A 15,987-nucleotide genomic window follows, 5' to 3' on the forward strand; every position below is an offset into this window, starting at 1 on the left:
ATGCCTAGCCATTCTATCCCTGTTGATAACGGTCAATCTGACTTGCTGGTAACGATCGCGCATGAGGGTTGCACGGTTACAGTTCAGGAAAATGAGGGGCGAGATGGCAGGGGGGCGACGGTTTCTCATCAAGTCTATGAGTTTGCTTCTGAGACTGAAGCCCAGAGATTTTACAGCGCGAAAATTCGCACGCTAGATCCGAGTTATGCTTTTCCGACGGCGGAGTCTGTTTATCTGGAGTTCTCTGACGATCGCGCTCATAAGTTCTATGAAGTGACAACGGTTGGGTTAACGGTGACAATTCGTTACGGGCGCATGGGTGCAGCGGGACAAACTTCTAGCAATACCTACGATACGGTACAACAAGCGCGGGCGGCGGCTCAACAGAAAATTAATGAGAAGCTCAAAAAAGGCTATGCGCGATCGCAACCGTCTAAACCCAGTCGAGAAGCGATTCCCTATTGGCTCCCTGAAGATTTTCGCGTCTATATCAACGAGCGGGGTATCGTCGGAAATCATGCTGGCGGGATGCGGGAAGTTGAGGGGCGAATTCTGCCAACGGTGAACCAATACCGGGGTGTAGATGGCGGATATGTGGCGTTTTACTCGCGAGATCCGACAAAGGCGGTGTATTCGGTGGGGGGTGGCATTTATGTCGTTGGGCAAATTCGCTTGAAAGGGAGATATAAAGGGCGAATTTTTCATCCAGAAGGCTACGAAAATCAGGATATCAGCGCGGCTCAAGAGTTTAAAGAATTATGCTTTAAGACCTTTGGCGTGCAAGGATGGGCGGGTGGGGACACAGGAGGCTGGTTTGGTCGGTAGTTGGCGTATAAGACGCTATCGTTTTTGTCGCCTTAAAATAGGATAAAAGCGATCGCGCGTAGTTTGTATGAGTAATGACGATCTCGACTTATTGCTAGAAGATTTGAAAAGTCCGACTGAGCGGGTTCGCCAAGAAGCCACCCAACAGTTGTGGCAGCGTTGGTTTCACCAAAAGGGAGTTATGGGTTTGGAGTTGTTGCAAAAAGCCCAAATTCTCTTAGAATCGGGTGAAGCAGCAGAAGCTGAAGCCATCTTAACGAGAGCGATCGCAACGTTTCCAGATTTTGCGGAGGCGTGGAATCGGCGGGCGGTGCTGTATTATTTGCTCAAAAACTACCGAAAGGCGATCGCCGATTGTCAGCAAGTTTTACGCTTAAATCCGGTACACTTTGGGGCGCTGCATGGTTTAGGCTTGTGTTATGCCGCGCTCGGAGATTACAGCGCTGCGATTGATACTTTTCGCAAGGCGCTAGAAATTCAACCCCATGCGATTGAAAATCAGCGCCTGCTCTTAGAGTGTACGGCAAAGTTGAGTTAGGGAAGAACGGTAATGCAACTGACTTGGCATTCTAGGTGGCACTCAACGATAATGGCGATCGCGGTTGCTGCTCTCTGCGCGGGGGGAATTGCAGCCTTGCAGATCCCTCAACTCAACGAACTCAGAAATGCCGGAGAACTGCTGACACCCCAACAAGCAGCACGCAATGTTGAAAGAGAAAGATTGCAGTTAAATTTATTGCAAAGACTTCCCACCGTCGGGTTTGATAATGTTATTGCCAATTGGACGCTAATTAATTTCTTTATCTACCTAGGCGACGATGTAGCTCGCGGTTATACAGGATATCAACTTAGCCCAGAATACTTCAGAATCATCATCGATCGCGATCCGCGTTTTGTCCAAGCTTATTTATTCATGTCTTCCGGGGTTTCGCTTTACGCTGGCAGACCGGACATCACGGTAGAATTAACCGAGCAAGGTTTACAATACATCACGCCTACAGTTCCCGATAAATCTTATTATGTTTGGCGCTATAAGGGAATCGATCAGTTACTTTTTTTAGGCGATAGTCAAGGCGCTCAACAATCTTTTGAAACCGCCGCAGAATGGGCGCGTTTATATGATGATGAAGAAAGCCGAACTGTTGCCGAAGTTTCTCAGCAAACGGCTAATTTTTTAGCCAATAACCCCATTAGTCGCCGCGCTCAAATTAATTCTTGGGCTTTTATTTTTAGTGCAACCGGAGATCAAAAAACGCGCGAGATAGCCACTCAACGCATTCAGGAATTAGGGGGAGATATTCGGGCGACAGAGATGGGAGGCGCGCAAATTCGCTATCCAGAAGGAGATTAAAACTTAGGGCGAAAAGACGGAAAGGCGATCGCACTCAGTTATTGGAAGAGTTGCTGCTGGCGCGATCGCGCTAGCATTTTCGGCATCTAAAATAATTCTGGCTTGGATTCGGGGAAGTAATAATTGCCATTGTTTTTGACTGAGGGCAGGTAAAATAGAAATTTCGGGCCCTTGTTCTATTTCTAACTCTTCTTCCATCAATAGGTTAAAAGCAAGACTAGAAATTGCTGAATCTACATCTTCTAAAGAACTCCCAGTCGCGTCTACCAACAACGTCATGCGATGGCGTTCTGGATGCGTGACTAAGGTTCGCAGAACCTGTATTAAGCTTTCTGCTAAAACCTGTTCCTCAGCCGACCAATCGGGGAAAATAATCCAGTTAATCTCATTCAGTTTAAAGGGTTGCAAACTGGCTTCTAGCAACGCCGTTTGCACGCGATCCGCCATTTTGTCCCAAGAGAAGGTTTTGGCGCGTTCTAAGCCTGCTTGAATCAGCGATCGCCGTATGGTAGGCTTTTGGACCTCACACATCGCGTTAGCTAACCCTTCAGCGTCATCATCTTTGACGTAAATTGCTGCATTTCCTGACACTTCTGGAATAGAAGCATTGGGGGTGGTAATAACGGGACATCCGCAAGACATGGCTTCTAAAACGGGAAGTCCAAAGCCTTCGTACTTAGAAGGATAGACGAGCGCGATCGCACCAGAGTAAGCGGCTCTTAATTCATCATCGCTGAGTTGCAGCATATGCACAACCACCCCAGGTGTATAACTGCGTAACTCATCTTTTAAGAAAGCACCGCTACCCGTACAAACAATATCAAAACCTCTAGCGCCGTATAACTGAGAAAAGGCTTGAAAGAATAATGCCGTATTTTTATAACCCCCACTTAAACCCACTGCAAAAAAGTAGGGTTTGGCAATACCATACTTAATCAAAAATTGGTTGATTTCCATAACGCTTGCAGGATAGAAAGATTCTGCAACCCCACAATGCGCGACTGTAACCGACTCTATTGGAATATGCGGGAAAAATTTAGATAGATCGCGGGCTGTATTTTCGGAGATAGAAAGATAGGCGCTAGCTTGTTGAATTGCAATGTGTTTTTCGCGCCACATCGGATGATTCATATCCCAGTTCAACACCTCTGGAATCATGTCATACGCCATAAAGGCTGAAGGCGTAGAAATAGGCGTTGAATAGTAGGTTGAAATAAATAAATCTACCCCTTCTTCATCGCAGATTTGCTGTAACATTGCTCGATCTGCTTCGGTGTTATTGTAGTCATAAGCCGGAATTGTTCGACTATGAATACCCGGAACTTGAGGAGCAGAGTTAGCTCGATCTAAAACAATAATATGATCGGCAAAATCTCCTTTTACCCATTCTTCTAGCAAAGATCGCCAAACGCGAGCAATTCCAGTTTGATATAACTGAAAGAAAACGCCATCAATCGCAATAATCGGTTTTGTAGGTTGATATTGTCTTGGCTGTGCTTCTGGAGGATAAGGGGTTTGATAGAGGGTAACTAAGGTTTGAATCAGTTGAGGATTTACGAGGTCTGTAATTTGTGCTTGATTCGCTGTAAAATCTGCTTGCGCTTCGGGATTTTTAGGATCTTTATGCGAGCGATCTAAGGCTTTGAGGAATTCAAAAATGGGTTCGTCAACTTGAACATTATAGTGTTGAAAGATAGCTTGTTTAACGGCTTGTGCTAACTTTTGACGTTCTTCTAAAGTTAGGGGATGATAAATTGGGGAAAAATAAGCAATATCATTATAAGCAGAAATAGCAATACTGAGATGAGGATATTCTCCTTGCAGTTGCGGTAAGTTATCGCTCATCGCAATCTTGCGGTAGCCGTCTTTGAGTTGACTGGGATGACGATGCAGGCGATTAACGGTAATATGATGCAGGGTTTTAACCTTTCCTAAAAAGGCGATCGCAGCTATCATTAACCAATCTCCTCCCATCGTGCGATAGGTGGGAACTTGGAGCAGTTGATGGCGACGCATAACGCCGTAAAAGGTACCATTATCCGTGACTTGGGAATAGTAGGTAATGACTCTTTCACTGGGGGAGTCTTGAAGTAAGTCAATAGGCAAGCCTTCATAGAGCAAGCGATCGTCATCTAAAATATATCTGGCTCTTCCCGCAACAAGTGCGTAATTCGGGTGATTCTGTAAAACCTCTACGCATTGACTGATGTAGTTCGGATCGAGCCAATCATCATCGCCTAACCACATAAAATACTCGCCTTTTGCTTGCTCAACTAAAAAGCGAAAGTTTAAAGTTGCGCCAATATTTTCGGGCTGTCGAATATAGGTAATTTGTGAATATTCTTGGCAAATATCAGAGGTGCCATCAGTAGAAGCATTATCAGATATGATAATTTCTAAATTTGGATAATCTTGGCTTAAGAGGGATTCTATCGATTGTCTAATATACTTAGCTCGATTATAGGTAGGAATTCCAATACTAACGAGCGGGAAACTAGGAGTAGATGGATTAATCTGGTTTTCGGTAGAATTTGCAGACTGAGGATGATTCATCGCTCTTGCTCTTAATATAATCTGGAGGCTGAAGGTAATTTGAAATGCTAACTTTTAGACTGGTTTGCAGTTTTGCCTGAGTCGAGTTGGCACAAAGACGAGCAGATTGCGATCGCTCTTTTGTCCAAACTGGGTATCCTAACCCTATAGACTCTAGGTTACATCAGGAAAACTCAGCAATGCAAAAGGTTCAGGCTAACTCAGAATATCAAGATCAGCTTGACAGACGTGCTAAAACGCAGATGTTGCAAAGAGCGATCGCCGCTATTGGGTTACTCTCATTTTTGGGAGGTGCTGCGTTTACCGCCTTTGACTCTGTGAAGCAGATCGCAAAATCGGGTTTAACCCCCACAGAAGTTACAGCCCCTACCGTAGAAGATCAACTCGCCTCCCAAGAAAAAGGTTTCCAAAGTGTTTTAGCCAGAGAACCCCAAAATGCAGTTGCTTTAGAAGGCTTGGCACGGGTACGTTGGCAACAGAATGACTTTCAAGGTGCCTTAGAACCCGTAGAAACCCTAGTCAAGCTTTACCCAAATCGTCCCGAATTTCAATCGCTTTTAAGCCAAGTGCAAGAAAAACTTGCAGAGACTCAACCCTCGCAATAACGCTGCCACATTTGTTCGTAGGCGTTTTCCATTTCCCTGGCGAAGCGCTTACCATTCCAGAGGGGGGCTGTTTGTCGCGATCGCAATAACTTCCAAGTCACGAGTTGGCGTAAACTCGGATCTAGCCCCAAGCGTACCCCCCACTCTACATACTCCTCATCCGTCCAAGCAATCCCTTCAGTTACCCCAGCATTCACCAGCATCGTATAACTATTGCGGCTCGAAAACTCATCCCCCACCCGCGTCACTAAGGGGATACCCATCCACAAGGTTTCTAGCGTCGTAGTGGCCCCATTGTAAGGATAAGTATCTAATACCACATCCGCAATATTCAAATTTGCTCGATGGATCGGTTCAGAAGGAACCCCCGGTAAAAACCGGAACCGATCTGGGCTAATTCCTTCTTCTGCTGCCAATTCTAAGAAGAAACGTTTCACAGAAGTCTCGTCTGCTAATCCTTTGACTGCAAAATAACTATTAGGAACCTGTTTAAGAATTTGCAACTGCAAGCGCGTGGTTTCCCGATGGCGCTTATACCCCCGTTGGGCGCTAAAGTAAACAATGGCATCCTCTTCAAGCTCAAAATCTTCCCGTCGCCAAGTGGGAACCGCCACCTCAAACCCATCTACGGCTACATAGGTTTGAGGAAGTCGCCAAATTTTTTCGCGGTAGTAGGTTGAAGCTGACTCCGGTAAAACATAAGGATCGGCAATATAATAGTCAATCGCAGGGACACCCGATGCATCCCAACCTAACCAAGTGACTTGAATGGGTGCAGGTTTGAGCGCCATTACCTCACAGGTAACATCCAGGGTAACGCTATCAAGCTCGATCAAGATATCAATCTCATCTTGAAAGATTTGCTCGGCAATTTCTAGCGTCTCGCCTTTGAACTTACGCGCCTCGGTAAATTGATTGACATACCACTCCTGAATCGGGTCATCAATGGCTTTGTAGCTGATAAAGTAACCGTAGAGTTCCACGCGATCGCGATCGTGATGGTTGAGCAACCACCGTGCTAGCCACCCCACTGAATGCTGACAGAAACAGTGGGAAATATACCCCAGTCGCAAAGGGCGTTTATTTTCCCGTCGCTGGCTGCGCCACAGTTGATGGCGTTGAGCATAGCGTTGAGCAGGTTCGGCGGCGTAGGTTTGAACGTTATCTTGAAACAGTTGAGCAAGCTGATTTTGTAAGAGACGGTTCCCTTCAGCTTCATCTCGCAGATAGGGGAAAAAGAACGCCGCGTTAATCAGCCGTAACGCTTGAACTGAAATCAGATTTAATGGATACTCGGAGACGATCGCCTGTAGAGAGTCTTCCAGCTTACCTAACCACTCTAGCGCCTCATCCCAATAGCCTCCCGCATTCATCAACCCCCGCATGACGAGATGGTTAGCAAAAATTTGCTCTAGTCGATTTTGCGATCGCTCGTAGCATAGTTTGGCGGTAGCAATACCCTTTTCATACTCCCCCGCATTCTGATAAAAAGAGGCTAACTGCGTTAAGGCTTCAGAATGATCGGGATCGAGTTTCAAGCTTAACTCAGCGTAGCGCATCGCGAGTTTTGGGCGTTTCAGTCCATAATTGGCTTCTAAGGCTGTCACCAAGAGCAAGTTAGAGTAATCTTGAGGTGAAGTTGCAAATGGCAAACAGGCTTCTACGAATTCTAAGGAGAGGGGATCTAAGGGCGCAAAGTCTAAAACCTGTCCGAGAACGTGCAGGAGTAAATCAGAGTTCACCTCTATTTTAGGTAAGGAGCGCAATTGCTCCAAAATTCCTAATGTTTCCAGATCCTCGCCTGAATAGTTCTCTAATTTAACCGCCAGTTGTACCAACAACAGCAAGTTATTAAAATTGTCGGGGATTAGTTCTCGAATGTGTTGGCGAATTGCCCAAGCTACAGCGTAGTTTTCCTGATAAGCTTGGCGTTCAGCCTCTTGATGCAAGACTTGCACGAGTTGCAGGGTGTGCGCTTCTATTTCTTCTGGCGCACTTTCTGCGATCGCCATAAACCAAGTCGCCTGTGCTTCGGCTTCTTGTCCCTGCAATACCAAGAGTAAACCTAGGTGCCAGTAATGAGCAAGACGATCTGGCTCTTGGGCGATCGCCTGTTCGTAAAGGCTCGCCGCTTGAGTATAATCTCCTTTATCCCAATACTGTTGGGCTTGTTCTTGCCATTGAGGATTCATAAATTAAAGCGATGTCTCTTTTTTACTATATTAAAAAAATAGGGGATGTCAGTGACTCCCCCATTTTCTACAAGCTTTAGATTGTCAAAATGCTTCAACGTAACAGATTGACCAAATTCTACTTGATCGCATTCCAACCTTTAGCCTCAAGATTACCTGCTGTTTTCGGGAGAGCAGTTAAACCAGGACCAGGAGCTGGATCGTCACTACATACATATCCATCAGAGGTGTTAGTTCTCGCAGCTACCGCAGGAAACACAGTAGTACCTTGAACAGCGTCTGCAGAGGTTCCTGTTTTAGCAGCATTACCCACTGCTTTACTTTCACACAAGATTGCCAGCGAGGTAACTTCAGAGGTAGCGGCTGTACCAACTTGACCTAACCAGGTCATCCCTTGATAAGAACGCAAAGGTATTTGTAAAGAACCAGCGCGGCTAGATGCAGTAGTGCTGTCTACCCCTGTACGAATACCATAAGCGTAGTTCTCAGTTTGAGTGCTAATCCCTAGACCTAATGCACTAACATCAGAGGTAAAGTTTCCTCTTTCCATAATTGCAGCCTGTTGAGCGCGGTTCAAAGAACCCACATAGGTTCTTGCTTCAGACTGTTTAGCTTTGTTGGCTTGGTTCAGGAAGGAAGGCAGTGCGATCGCAGACAGAATACCGATGATGATGATAACAACTAAGAGTTCAATTAGGGTGAAGCCTTGTTCTTCTTGCTTGTCGAGTAGGTGTTGTAAGAATTTGGCTTGAAAGTCGCTTTTCATTTAGGTTTTCTCCTTGAGGGGGGGGATGCTTCTAACTCCTGTAGGTAGATTACCCACTTGCGATCGATTTCATATCACTTCTGCCAAAAAATTTTTCCTGATTTCTGAAACTGGCTCAGGAAGCACGTTCTAGGAAAATGTATCCCAACTCTTCTAATCCAACTAATAGTTGCGCGATCGCTCCCCAAGCTTCTTGCTCAGTAGTAGGCTCTAATGTTAAGGGATTTAACGGGCGAAGACGCTGCCAATTTTCTACTAGTGCCGACACGGGTAAAATTTGGGTGACTAAAGGTAGCAGGCACGCCACCATCAGGCTATCGACAACCAGAGGGCCCGGTACAATCGGGAGAAACTGAGTCAGTTCTAGAGCCTGCTGCTGCACAATAGCGTTTTGCATTGTTTCATAGAGAGCAGGGGTTCTCAGTTGAGGATGGAACGACACCCGCGCGGTTTGCCAGTCTGCATCTGTCCATTCTGCTGGAGGTTCTTCAAGTTCTGCTAATTGAGGGTGTCCGCACCAAAATTCAAGGGTAGGATGGATGGGGTTTAGCAGTTCAAACAGTTGTAACTGTTCGCTGAGAGACATCTCTGCAAGGCGTAGAGTTAAGAAAATGGGGAGATCCTCAATATCTTTAAAAAGCCTTTGCAAGTCCCACTGCTTTGCCTGCACCATACTGATAAACTCTAGGTTAGCCGCTTCCATAGCATCAAACAGTTCTGGGAATCGAAACCCTCTAGCATGGTTGAATAGGTAGTCTCGCACAATGGCTGCGTCTCCAGCTTCCGTACTGTATTGGGGTAGCCAGGTGAGTTCTTTTAACATGCTGCCGTTTTTGAGCAACCCCATGATTTCCCGCACTTTAGCAACTTCAGCTTGACTTGGAGAGTTTTGAAGTAAGCCTAACTCAGCAAAAAAGCGCTGGGCTTGGTAGTTATAGAAACGCGCGATCGCACTATCTACCTTAACCCGGATAATTCCTTCAGACTTGAGTTTAGATTGAAGGGTTTGTAAACCAACCGCTGCATCTGGAAATTGGTCGAGAACATTTTCAACGTTAATGTAGTCAAATTCTCGATCGATCTTTTCTAAACGATCGAAAGATAGAGTTTGAAATCTAACATTTTCAATTCCATGATATTGCAAGCGTTTTTGAGCAAGTGCAACCGCCGCATTTGAGCAAGCGACAGAAGTAATTTCAGCATTAGGATTTGCTAACGCTAGTGCTAGCGTGCTGTAACCACTTGCAGATTGTAAATCAAGAATTGATATTTCTTGTAAGTCAACTATTCTTCGTGTTCTTAAGTAACTAGCCGTCGTAAAATTGTAAGTATAAAGAAGAACTGGATTTTCGTAAGGAGTTTGTTCTAAAGGAATTTCTAAAATAGCACTATTCATATAACCTTTTCTTTAAATCAATGTGGCATCGACACTTGACGATTCATTTCTCTATTTTTATTCATCTACCTCTATAAAGACAACACCCGCCTCATGTATTTTTTCTAAAGCTTGCTTTAATTCGATAAAAGCCTCTTGAGAATCTTTAGTTTCTAAGGTTATTGGATCGATAGGATTAATTTTCAACCAAATTTCTAATAAATCTGTCATAGTCATCGATTTTTCCCAAAGCGGGAGTAAGCAAGCCGCTAAAGATGAGTCTAGAGGAACTGATTCTGTACTTAAAGGTAATTGATAACCCCACACGATAGAATTTTTGTTTTTGATACTTTGAATAATTTGAGCTTTTACCGCTTCTACTTGATGGCGGGGATGTAGGCTAACCTTCGCTTTTCTCCATTCTATATCGCTCCATTTGGCAATCGGCAATTTTTCCTTTTTCACTTGAGGATTGCCACACCAAAAATCAATGAGTCGATGAGAAGAGTGCAGCATTTCAAACCATTCTAAGTTTTGCCGTTTAGGAATGTCTTCCCAATTAATTCCTAGTAGTTGACTTGCTCGATCGGAGTCTTCAAATAAATCTTTAACTTGCCAGGTTTTGTTTTGAATCATTTCTATATGTTCTAACCCGGCGGCATCTAATAAGTCAAACATCTCGCGAACCGTAAAACCGCGATCGCCTCTAAGAATATGGTTGGCTAAAATTCTTTCTTCGTTCTCTTCATTAAAATAGCGATCGTCCCAAGAGCGTTTTTTCAACCATACTTCATCTTTAATCGCTGCCATAATTTCTCGGACGGCTTGGACTTCTTCTTCTTGTGGCGCGTCGGTTCTGACACCTAATAATGTAAAGGCTTCTTGGGCGATGTAATAAGTGAGTCTTTGGCTGAGGCTGTGGAGGTTGGTGCGGATAATGCCTTGGGGGGTTAAGACGGCTTTCATTGCCTTTAATCCTTCGAGAGGATCGGGCAATAGATATAGCACTTCGTCGCAGTTAATATAATCGAAGCGATGGGGTAGATCGGTGAGTTCTTCGAGTTTCATGGCGTGAAACTCGCCGTTTTCTAAGCCGTGATAGCGGAAACGGTCGCGGGCTAATTCTACCGATTTTTCGGAGATGTCGATACCAATAATTTGAGCGCCGGGGTTGGCTTCTGCGAGGAGTAAGGCTTTGTATCCGCTACCGCAACCTGCATCGAGGATAACTTTGCCTTCGGTGCTGACGACTTTTTGATCTCGGATGTAGTAGGGGGTGACTAGGCTGTGAATGTAAAGCTGGTAGGGGGGTTCGTCTTTGGGCGATCGCTCTAGCGGTATTCTGGGATAAGGGGCTGTATTGAAGTGCTGGCGTAGGTTTTCCACCATTTCAGCCGTTAACTTACTCATGTGCTTTTGTCCCTAGATGCTAAAAGCGTCAATCCTAATCTTTCACCATCATAAAAGATATCCTGACTTGCTTCGCTCACCGTTGCCTGTAAATCTCAGTTATACTATATTAGTCGTAGTCGTTATGAGTTTAGTTAAATCCTATGGCAAATCCGGCGGTAGAAAATCTCATTATTATTGGTTCAGGCCCCGCAGGTTACACAGCCGCAATTTATGCAGCCAGGGCAAACCTGAAGCCTGTTGTCTTTGAAGGCTATCAAATGGGCGGCATACCGGGCGGACAACTCATGACCACGACAGAGGTTGAGAACTTCCCCGGCTTTCCGGAAGGGATTACAGGCCCTCAACTGATGCAGCGGATGAAGGCCCAAGCCGAACGTTGGGGGGCAGAACTCTACACCGAAGATGTGATTTCAGTTGACCTCAGCCAACGCCCTTTTACAGTCCGTTCTGAGGAACGAGAGTTCAAAACCCATAGTATTGCGATCGCAACAGGTGCAACGGCGAAACGTCTGAACCTACCCTGCGAACATCAATTTTGGAGTCATGGCATTTCCGCCTGTGCTATTTGCGATGGTGCAACTCCCATTTTCCGAGGCGTAGACCTCGCCGTCATTGGGGGTGGCGATACGGCGGCGGAGGAAGCCATTTATTTAACCAAATACGGTTCCCACGTTCACCTGTTGGTTCGTCGTAACGAATTGCGGGCGTCTAAGGCGATGCAAGACCGCGTTATCAACAACCCGAAAATTACGGTTCACTGGAATACCGAAGCCGTCGATGTGTTTGGTGAAGCCAACCACATGAAAGGGATAAAACTCCGCAATAATCAGACGGGTGAAGAAAGCGAATTGCACGTCAGAGGGTTATTCTACGCCATCGGTCATACACCCAATACCCAATTGTTCCAAGGTCAGCTTGAACTGGATGATACGGGTTATATTGTCACCCAACATGGCTCTGTAGAAACCAGCGTTGAAGGGGTTTATGCGGTGGGAGACGTGCAAGACCACGAATTCCGCCAAGCGATTACAGCCGCAGGTAGTGGCTGTATGGGCGCGATGCTAGCAGAACGCTGGTTATCGGTGAATGGATTAGTCCAAGAATTCCATCAAACTGAAACCGAAGCAGCCGCGCCAGAAGCCCCGAAACAGCAAGCGACTGACCCAGAAGCTAGCTTTGATTTGGCGTCTACGCATCATGAGGGCGGTTATGCCTTACGGAAATTATTCCATGAGAGCGATCGCCTCATCGTAGTGAAATATTCTTCCCCCACCTGCGGGCCTTGCCACACCCTCAAACCCATCCTAGCTAAAGTGATTGATGAGTTTGATAGCAAAGTTCACTACGTCGAAATCGATATTGAACAAGACCCTGATATCGCTGAAAATGCCCAAGTTACGGGAACGCCAACGGTACAGTTCTTCAAAGATAAGGAACTTCTGACCGAACTTAAAGGCGTCAAACCCAAAAGTCAGTATCGCGAACTGATTCAAAGCAGTTTGTAATTCCCTAAAAGTCCAGAAACCGGGTTTCTCGCCAAGCGATCGGAAACCCGGTTTTTTAGCATAGACTAGGATTGAGTTTTATAGCTGTACTCAGTAAGGTTAGGACAGAAGTGAACTGCTAAAAGAATGAGACTCACTCGGTTTTAACTCAGCACTCAGCACACCGCTACGCGGAAGCAAGCTACAGCACTTTCCACTCAGCACTTTATAGCAGCGGTAGTAGAGAGCGATCGCACTTCTGCCCGAACCGCCCGGAACATCCCAAAGCGACACAACCCCGTCCCAAACGCCAGCCGCATCAATAACAGAGTTGGGACTTCTCGCAGAGATTTGAGAAAGCCAAACCACCCAAACTTAATTAAACCATCGGGGCGAATAATCCCTTGCCAAATCGAATCCAACCAGGAAGGGAGAGTTTCTTGAGTCCAGTCATCAGTTTTGACTTCCCCTGTTGCTAGCCCAGTGGCGGCTAAAAGTTCGGCAAATCCTTCTATACTGGCGAAAGCTGGATGCGACCACTGATCGAGCAATTGCTTCATGACCAGTCTTTCCCAGAAGTTTAGCGGCTTTTGACGGTCATCGCGCTGGTTCCAGTCTGCCACCACTAAAATACCACCCGGCTTGAGAACGCGAATTAACTCTTGAGCAAAAATAGCCTTATCGGGCATATGCGGTCCAGCTTCAATCGACCAAACCACATCAAAGCTAGCATCCGGGAAAGACATCGCCATCGCATCATCAACCTGAAACTGGGCGTTCAAGTCTTCAGGAGTCAGTTCTTGGGCGCGTTTCACCTGTTGGGGACTAATGGTAATCCCTGTCACTGCAAACCCATAATCTTTTGCCAAAATACGGCTGCTGCCACCAATACCGCAACCCACATCTAAAACGGTGGTTCCTGCGGGTAATTGGTCTAAGCCTCCCCACCGAACCATTTCATGGACAAAATCCGATTTAGCGACGCGGAAATCTTTGCGTTGCGGCGGCGAACCATAATGGCCTAAGTGGATATGGTCGCCCCAATAAAATTCTAAAATCCCGTCATCAGTCCATTCGTCATAGGACTGGGCGACAGAATCAGCCGATTGATAGCGGCGAGGGGTGAGAAGATAGAGAAGAATTCCGGCAATCAGGACGGCGAAAAGCGTTCCTAAGAGTAAAAATAGAGGCATGGATGCGATTTTGCGTGTGAATCAACCTTTCGCATGATATCGCGCCTTTCTGGGGCTTGCTTGGCGTGAAAGGCTATCCTTAAAAGCTATACCATAGGCTGTTAGTTCTCTGCGATCGCAATCCATGACCTCACTCCGCAACAACTTTCTGCGCCTGATACGCCCTGCAACTCGTCCCAACCTCTCAATGCAACTCATGACAGTGGGGGCTGTCATTACGGGGTTTTTCCTATTGGTAGCCTTACTCGCCCCATTACTCCAAAGTTGGGGATGGATACAAAGTCCCACGGAATCTTTAATTAACCCCATCCACGCCGAACCCTCCGCCCGCTATTGGTTTGGGACGAGTCGCCAAGGGTATGATGTGTTTTCTCGAACGCTGTTTGGTTCCCAAGCCGCTTGGCAAGTTGTCATTCTCGCTACAGCCTTAAGCTTGTTAGTGGGCGTTCCCTTGGGGTTAGTCAGCGGCTACCTGGGGGGCAGATTAGACCGGGTGCTGCTATTTTTAATGGATACCATTTACACGCTACCCGGTTTGCTGCTGTCGATTACCCTAGCGTTTGTGGTGGGGCGAGGGGTCATCAATGCGGCGATCGCTCTCAGCATTGCCTACGTTCCCCAATACTACCGCGTCGTCCGCAACCACACCACCAGCGTTAAAAATGAGTTATTTATTGAAGCCGCCCAAGCAATGGGGGCCTCGACTTGGACAGTGTTAACGCGCTATTTATTACTCAATGTCATTCAAAGCGTTCCCGTCCTATTCACCCTCAATGCGGCTGATGCCATTTTAACCTTGGGGGGATTGGGCTTTCTGGGTTTAGGATTGCCCGAACAAACACCGGAATGGGGAAACGACCTCAGACAAGCATTAGAGGCCTTACCCACCGGCATTTGGTGGACAACCTTATTTCCAGGGATGGCGATGACGTTGATGGTGGTAGGTTTATCGCTATTAGGGGAAGGCTTAAACGAGTTTGTTAATCCGAAACTCCGGGATAAAGCCTAAAATAGGTCAGCAACATTTCAGGAACCAATATGGGACAAGCGCCCAAAACAACGATTGGGATTGATATTGGCGGATCGGCAGTTAAGCTAGGACGTTTTGACGAACAGGGGAATTGCCAGCAGTCGTTAAAGGTAGAAACGCCGCAACCCGCAACGCCAGAAGCCGTAACTGCGGTTGTTGTAGATGCGATCGCCCAAATTGACCCTCAAGGAGATTGTAGCGCCATTGGCGTTGGCGTTCCTGGCCCAGTCGATCCAACGGGCAAAATCTCCCAAATTGCCATCAACCTCAAAAACTGGCGCGATGTTCCCCTCGGTCAATGGTTAGAAGAAAAAATTGGAAAACCCACTATCCTAGCCAATGACGCCAACTGTGCGGGGCTAGGGGAATTTTGGATTGGGGCGGGGCGTTCGTTCCAAAATTTGATTTTACTCACCCTAGGGACGGGCGTAGGCGGCGCTATTATCCTGGATGGCAAGCTGTTTACCGGCCCGCGAGGCACCGCCGGAGAGTTAGGCTTAATTACCCTGGATCTCTATGGCCCAGAATGTAATAGTGGCAATCGCGGATCGCTAGAACAATATCTTTCCATCCAAGCCATTCGCCGCCAAACCAGTTTATCGCCTAGCGAACTCGGTCACTTAGCCCAGGTTGGAAATCATCAAGCCCTAGACTTTTGGCGAACCTACGGTCATTATCTGGGGGCAGGGTTAGCCAGTTTAATCTACGTTCTCACCCCAGAAGCCATCATTATCGGCGGGGGTATCTGCGAAAGCGCCCAATTTTTCCTCCCCACCACCCTCGCAGAAATTGAACATCGGGTTTTACCCACTTCCCGCGAAGGGTTACAAGTCTTAGTGGCGCAACTGGGCAACCAAGCGGGGATGGTTGGGGCTGCTAAACTGGCGTGGGATATCTGTTAAAACGTTGCCCTATCCTCCTGACTCGATGTAGAGAGCGATCGCTTTCCTATACTGAGTCATTGCTAATGTATTAATACATGCGGAAAAAATCTTGATCGAGGAGGATCTACAAGCCAGGGCTGCTTATATAAAGTCTTTTGGGATTATCCTTATCCATAAGAATTTTAATCAATACTAGACCTCCTGCATGAATCATGAGACATGGGTCAGTTCATAGTTGAGCAAACCAGCAATCAAGTTCAAGCGCAAGCCAAATCGCCTTCTACGGTTACGATAACGTCCTGAAAAGATCCGAAAA

13 protein-coding genes and 1 pseudogene are annotated in these 15,987 nt (G+C 46.5%); 7 read left to right on the forward strand and 7 right to left on the reverse strand.

Annotation, left to right across the window (positions count from 1 at the left end):
• The 3 genes from QQ055_RS09250 (at position 1) to QQ055_RS09260 (ending at position 2,176) form a co-directional block, all read left to right on the forward strand.
• Positions 1-825 carry a WGR domain-containing protein gene (locus QQ055_RS09250; RefSeq protein WP_284477112.1) on the forward strand — a complete coding sequence of 275 codons (825 nt, stop codon included), beginning with the start codon at positions 1-3 and terminating at the stop codon, positions 823-825.
• 67 nt (positions 826-892) lie between these two features.
• Complete coding sequence (locus QQ055_RS09255; protein ID WP_284477111.1) at positions 893-1,363, forward strand: tetratricopeptide repeat protein; 471 nt, start codon at positions 893-895, stop codon at positions 1,361-1,363.
• 12 nt (positions 1,364-1,375) lie between these two features.
• Positions 1,376-2,176 (forward strand): hypothetical protein, encoded by an 801-nt coding sequence (locus QQ055_RS09260; RefSeq protein ID WP_283358108.1) that lies wholly within the window; start codon positions 1,376-1,378, stop codon positions 2,174-2,176.
• Positions 2,177-2,179: 3 nt separating this feature from the next.
• Here QQ055_RS09260 and QQ055_RS09265 read toward each other — a convergent pair whose 3' ends face one another.
• Positions 2,180-4,729, reverse strand: coding sequence for a glycosyltransferase (locus tag QQ055_RS09265; protein ID WP_284477109.1), 2,550 nt, complete (start codon positions 4,727-4,729; stop codon positions 2,180-2,182).
• Between the two features lie 179 nt (positions 4,730-4,908).
• Between QQ055_RS09265 and QQ055_RS09270 the strand changes: the two genes are divergently transcribed.
• Complete coding sequence (locus QQ055_RS09270) at positions 4,909-5,334, forward strand: tetratricopeptide repeat protein (protein WP_284477108.1); 426 nt, start codon at positions 4,909-4,911, stop codon at positions 5,332-5,334.
• On the opposite strand, the gene QQ055_RS09275 is transcribed toward QQ055_RS09270, so the two are convergent.
• From QQ055_RS09275 to QQ055_RS09290, 4 genes are all read right to left on the reverse strand, one after another.
• Positions 5,319-7,526 carry an O-linked N-acetylglucosamine transferase, SPINDLY family protein gene (locus tag QQ055_RS09275; RefSeq protein ID WP_284477107.1) on the reverse strand — a complete coding sequence of 736 codons (2,208 nt, stop codon included), beginning with the start codon at positions 7,524-7,526 and terminating at the stop codon, positions 5,319-5,321. The two genes, QQ055_RS09270 and QQ055_RS09275, sit on opposite strands and share 16 nt — an antisense overlap.
• A gap of 118 nt (positions 7,527-7,644) precedes the next feature.
• The gene (locus QQ055_RS09280; protein WP_283358104.1) at positions 7,645-8,292 is read right to left on the reverse strand and encodes a type IV pilin-like G/H family protein; all 648 of its coding nucleotides are present in this window, start codon (positions 8,290-8,292) and stop codon (positions 7,645-7,647) included.
• Between the two features lie 115 nt (positions 8,293-8,407).
• Positions 8,408-9,688 carry a methyltransferase domain-containing protein gene (locus QQ055_RS09285; protein ID WP_284477106.1) on the reverse strand — a complete coding sequence of 427 codons (1,281 nt, stop codon included), beginning with the start codon at positions 9,686-9,688 and terminating at the stop codon, positions 8,408-8,410.
• Positions 9,689-9,745: 57 nt separating this feature from the next.
• On the reverse strand, positions 9,746-11,077 hold the full coding sequence (locus QQ055_RS09290; RefSeq protein ID WP_284477105.1) for a class I SAM-dependent methyltransferase: 1,332 nt from the start codon (positions 11,075-11,077) through the stop codon (positions 9,746-9,748).
• A 143-nt stretch (positions 11,078-11,220) separates the two neighbouring features.
• Here QQ055_RS09290 and trxB point away from each other — a divergent pair, with 143 nt between their 5' ends.
• A complete protein-coding gene (gene trxB, locus QQ055_RS09295; protein ID WP_283358101.1) occupies positions 11,221-12,585 on the forward strand; it encodes a thioredoxin-disulfide reductase in 1,365 nt (454 codons plus the stop codon).
• 197 nt (positions 12,586-12,782) lie between these two features.
• Here trxB and QQ055_RS09300 read toward each other — a convergent pair whose 3' ends face one another.
• Positions 12,783-13,757 carry a methyltransferase domain-containing protein gene (locus QQ055_RS09300; RefSeq protein WP_284477104.1) on the reverse strand — a complete coding sequence of 325 codons (975 nt, stop codon included), beginning with the start codon at positions 13,755-13,757 and terminating at the stop codon, positions 12,783-12,785.
• A 124-nt stretch (positions 13,758-13,881) separates the two neighbouring features.
• Here QQ055_RS09300 and QQ055_RS09305 point away from each other — a divergent pair, with 124 nt between their 5' ends.
• Both QQ055_RS09305 and QQ055_RS09310 read left to right on the forward strand, forming a co-directional pair.
• Positions 13,882-14,766, forward strand: a complete 885-nt coding sequence (locus tag QQ055_RS09305; RefSeq protein ID WP_284477103.1) for an ABC transporter permease — start codon at positions 13,882-13,884, stop codon at positions 14,764-14,766.
• A gap of 29 nt (positions 14,767-14,795) precedes the next feature.
• On the forward strand, positions 14,796-15,689 hold the full coding sequence (locus QQ055_RS09310) for an ROK family protein (RefSeq protein WP_284477102.1): 894 nt from the start codon (positions 14,796-14,798) through the stop codon (positions 15,687-15,689).
• A 192-nt stretch (positions 15,690-15,881) separates the two neighbouring features.
• Here the strand turns inward: QQ055_RS09310 and QQ055_RS09315 are convergent.
• Positions 15,882-15,987, reverse strand: a pseudogene (locus QQ055_RS09315) (IS5 family transposase); the annotation flags it as partial.

The organism is Geitlerinema calcuttense NRMC-F 0142 (assembly GCF_030285425.1).

Coding starts and splice junctions, on each gene's coding strand:
- QQ055_RS09250 (WP_284477112.1), top strand. CDS start 1: ATGCCTAGCCATTCTATCCCTGTTGATAACGGTCAATCTGACTTGCTG.
- QQ055_RS09275 (WP_284477107.1), bottom strand. CDS start 7,526: ATGAATCCTCAATGGCAAGAACAAGCCCAACAGTATTGGGATAAAGGA.
- QQ055_RS09265 (WP_284477109.1), bottom strand. CDS start 4,729: ATGAATCATCCTCAGTCTGCAAATTCTACCGAAAACCAGATTAATCCA.
- QQ055_RS09260 (WP_283358108.1), top strand. CDS start 1,376: ATGCAACTGACTTGGCATTCTAGGTGGCACTCAACGATAATGGCGATC.
- QQ055_RS09255 (WP_284477111.1), top strand. CDS start 893: ATGAGTAATGACGATCTCGACTTATTGCTAGAAGATTTGAAAAGTCCG.
- trxB (WP_283358101.1), top strand. CDS start 11,221: ATGGCAAATCCGGCGGTAGAAAATCTCATTATTATTGGTTCAGGCCCC.
- QQ055_RS09290 (WP_284477105.1), bottom strand. CDS start 11,077: ATGAGTAAGTTAACGGCTGAAATGGTGGAAAACCTACGCCAGCACTTC.
- QQ055_RS09300 (WP_284477104.1), bottom strand. CDS start 13,757: ATGCCTCTATTTTTACTCTTAGGAACGCTTTTCGCCGTCCTGATTGCC.
- QQ055_RS09270 (WP_284477108.1), top strand. CDS start 4,909: ATGCAAAAGGTTCAGGCTAACTCAGAATATCAAGATCAGCTTGACAGA.
- QQ055_RS09305 (WP_284477103.1), top strand. CDS start 13,882: ATGACCTCACTCCGCAACAACTTTCTGCGCCTGATACGCCCTGCAACT.
- QQ055_RS09285 (WP_284477106.1), bottom strand. CDS start 9,688: ATGAATAGTGCTATTTTAGAAATTCCTTTAGAACAAACTCCTTACGAA.
- QQ055_RS09280 (WP_283358104.1), bottom strand. CDS start 8,292: ATGAAAAGCGACTTTCAAGCCAAATTCTTACAACACCTACTCGACAAG.
- QQ055_RS09310 (WP_284477102.1), top strand. CDS start 14,796: ATGGGACAAGCGCCCAAAACAACGATTGGGATTGATATTGGCGGATCG.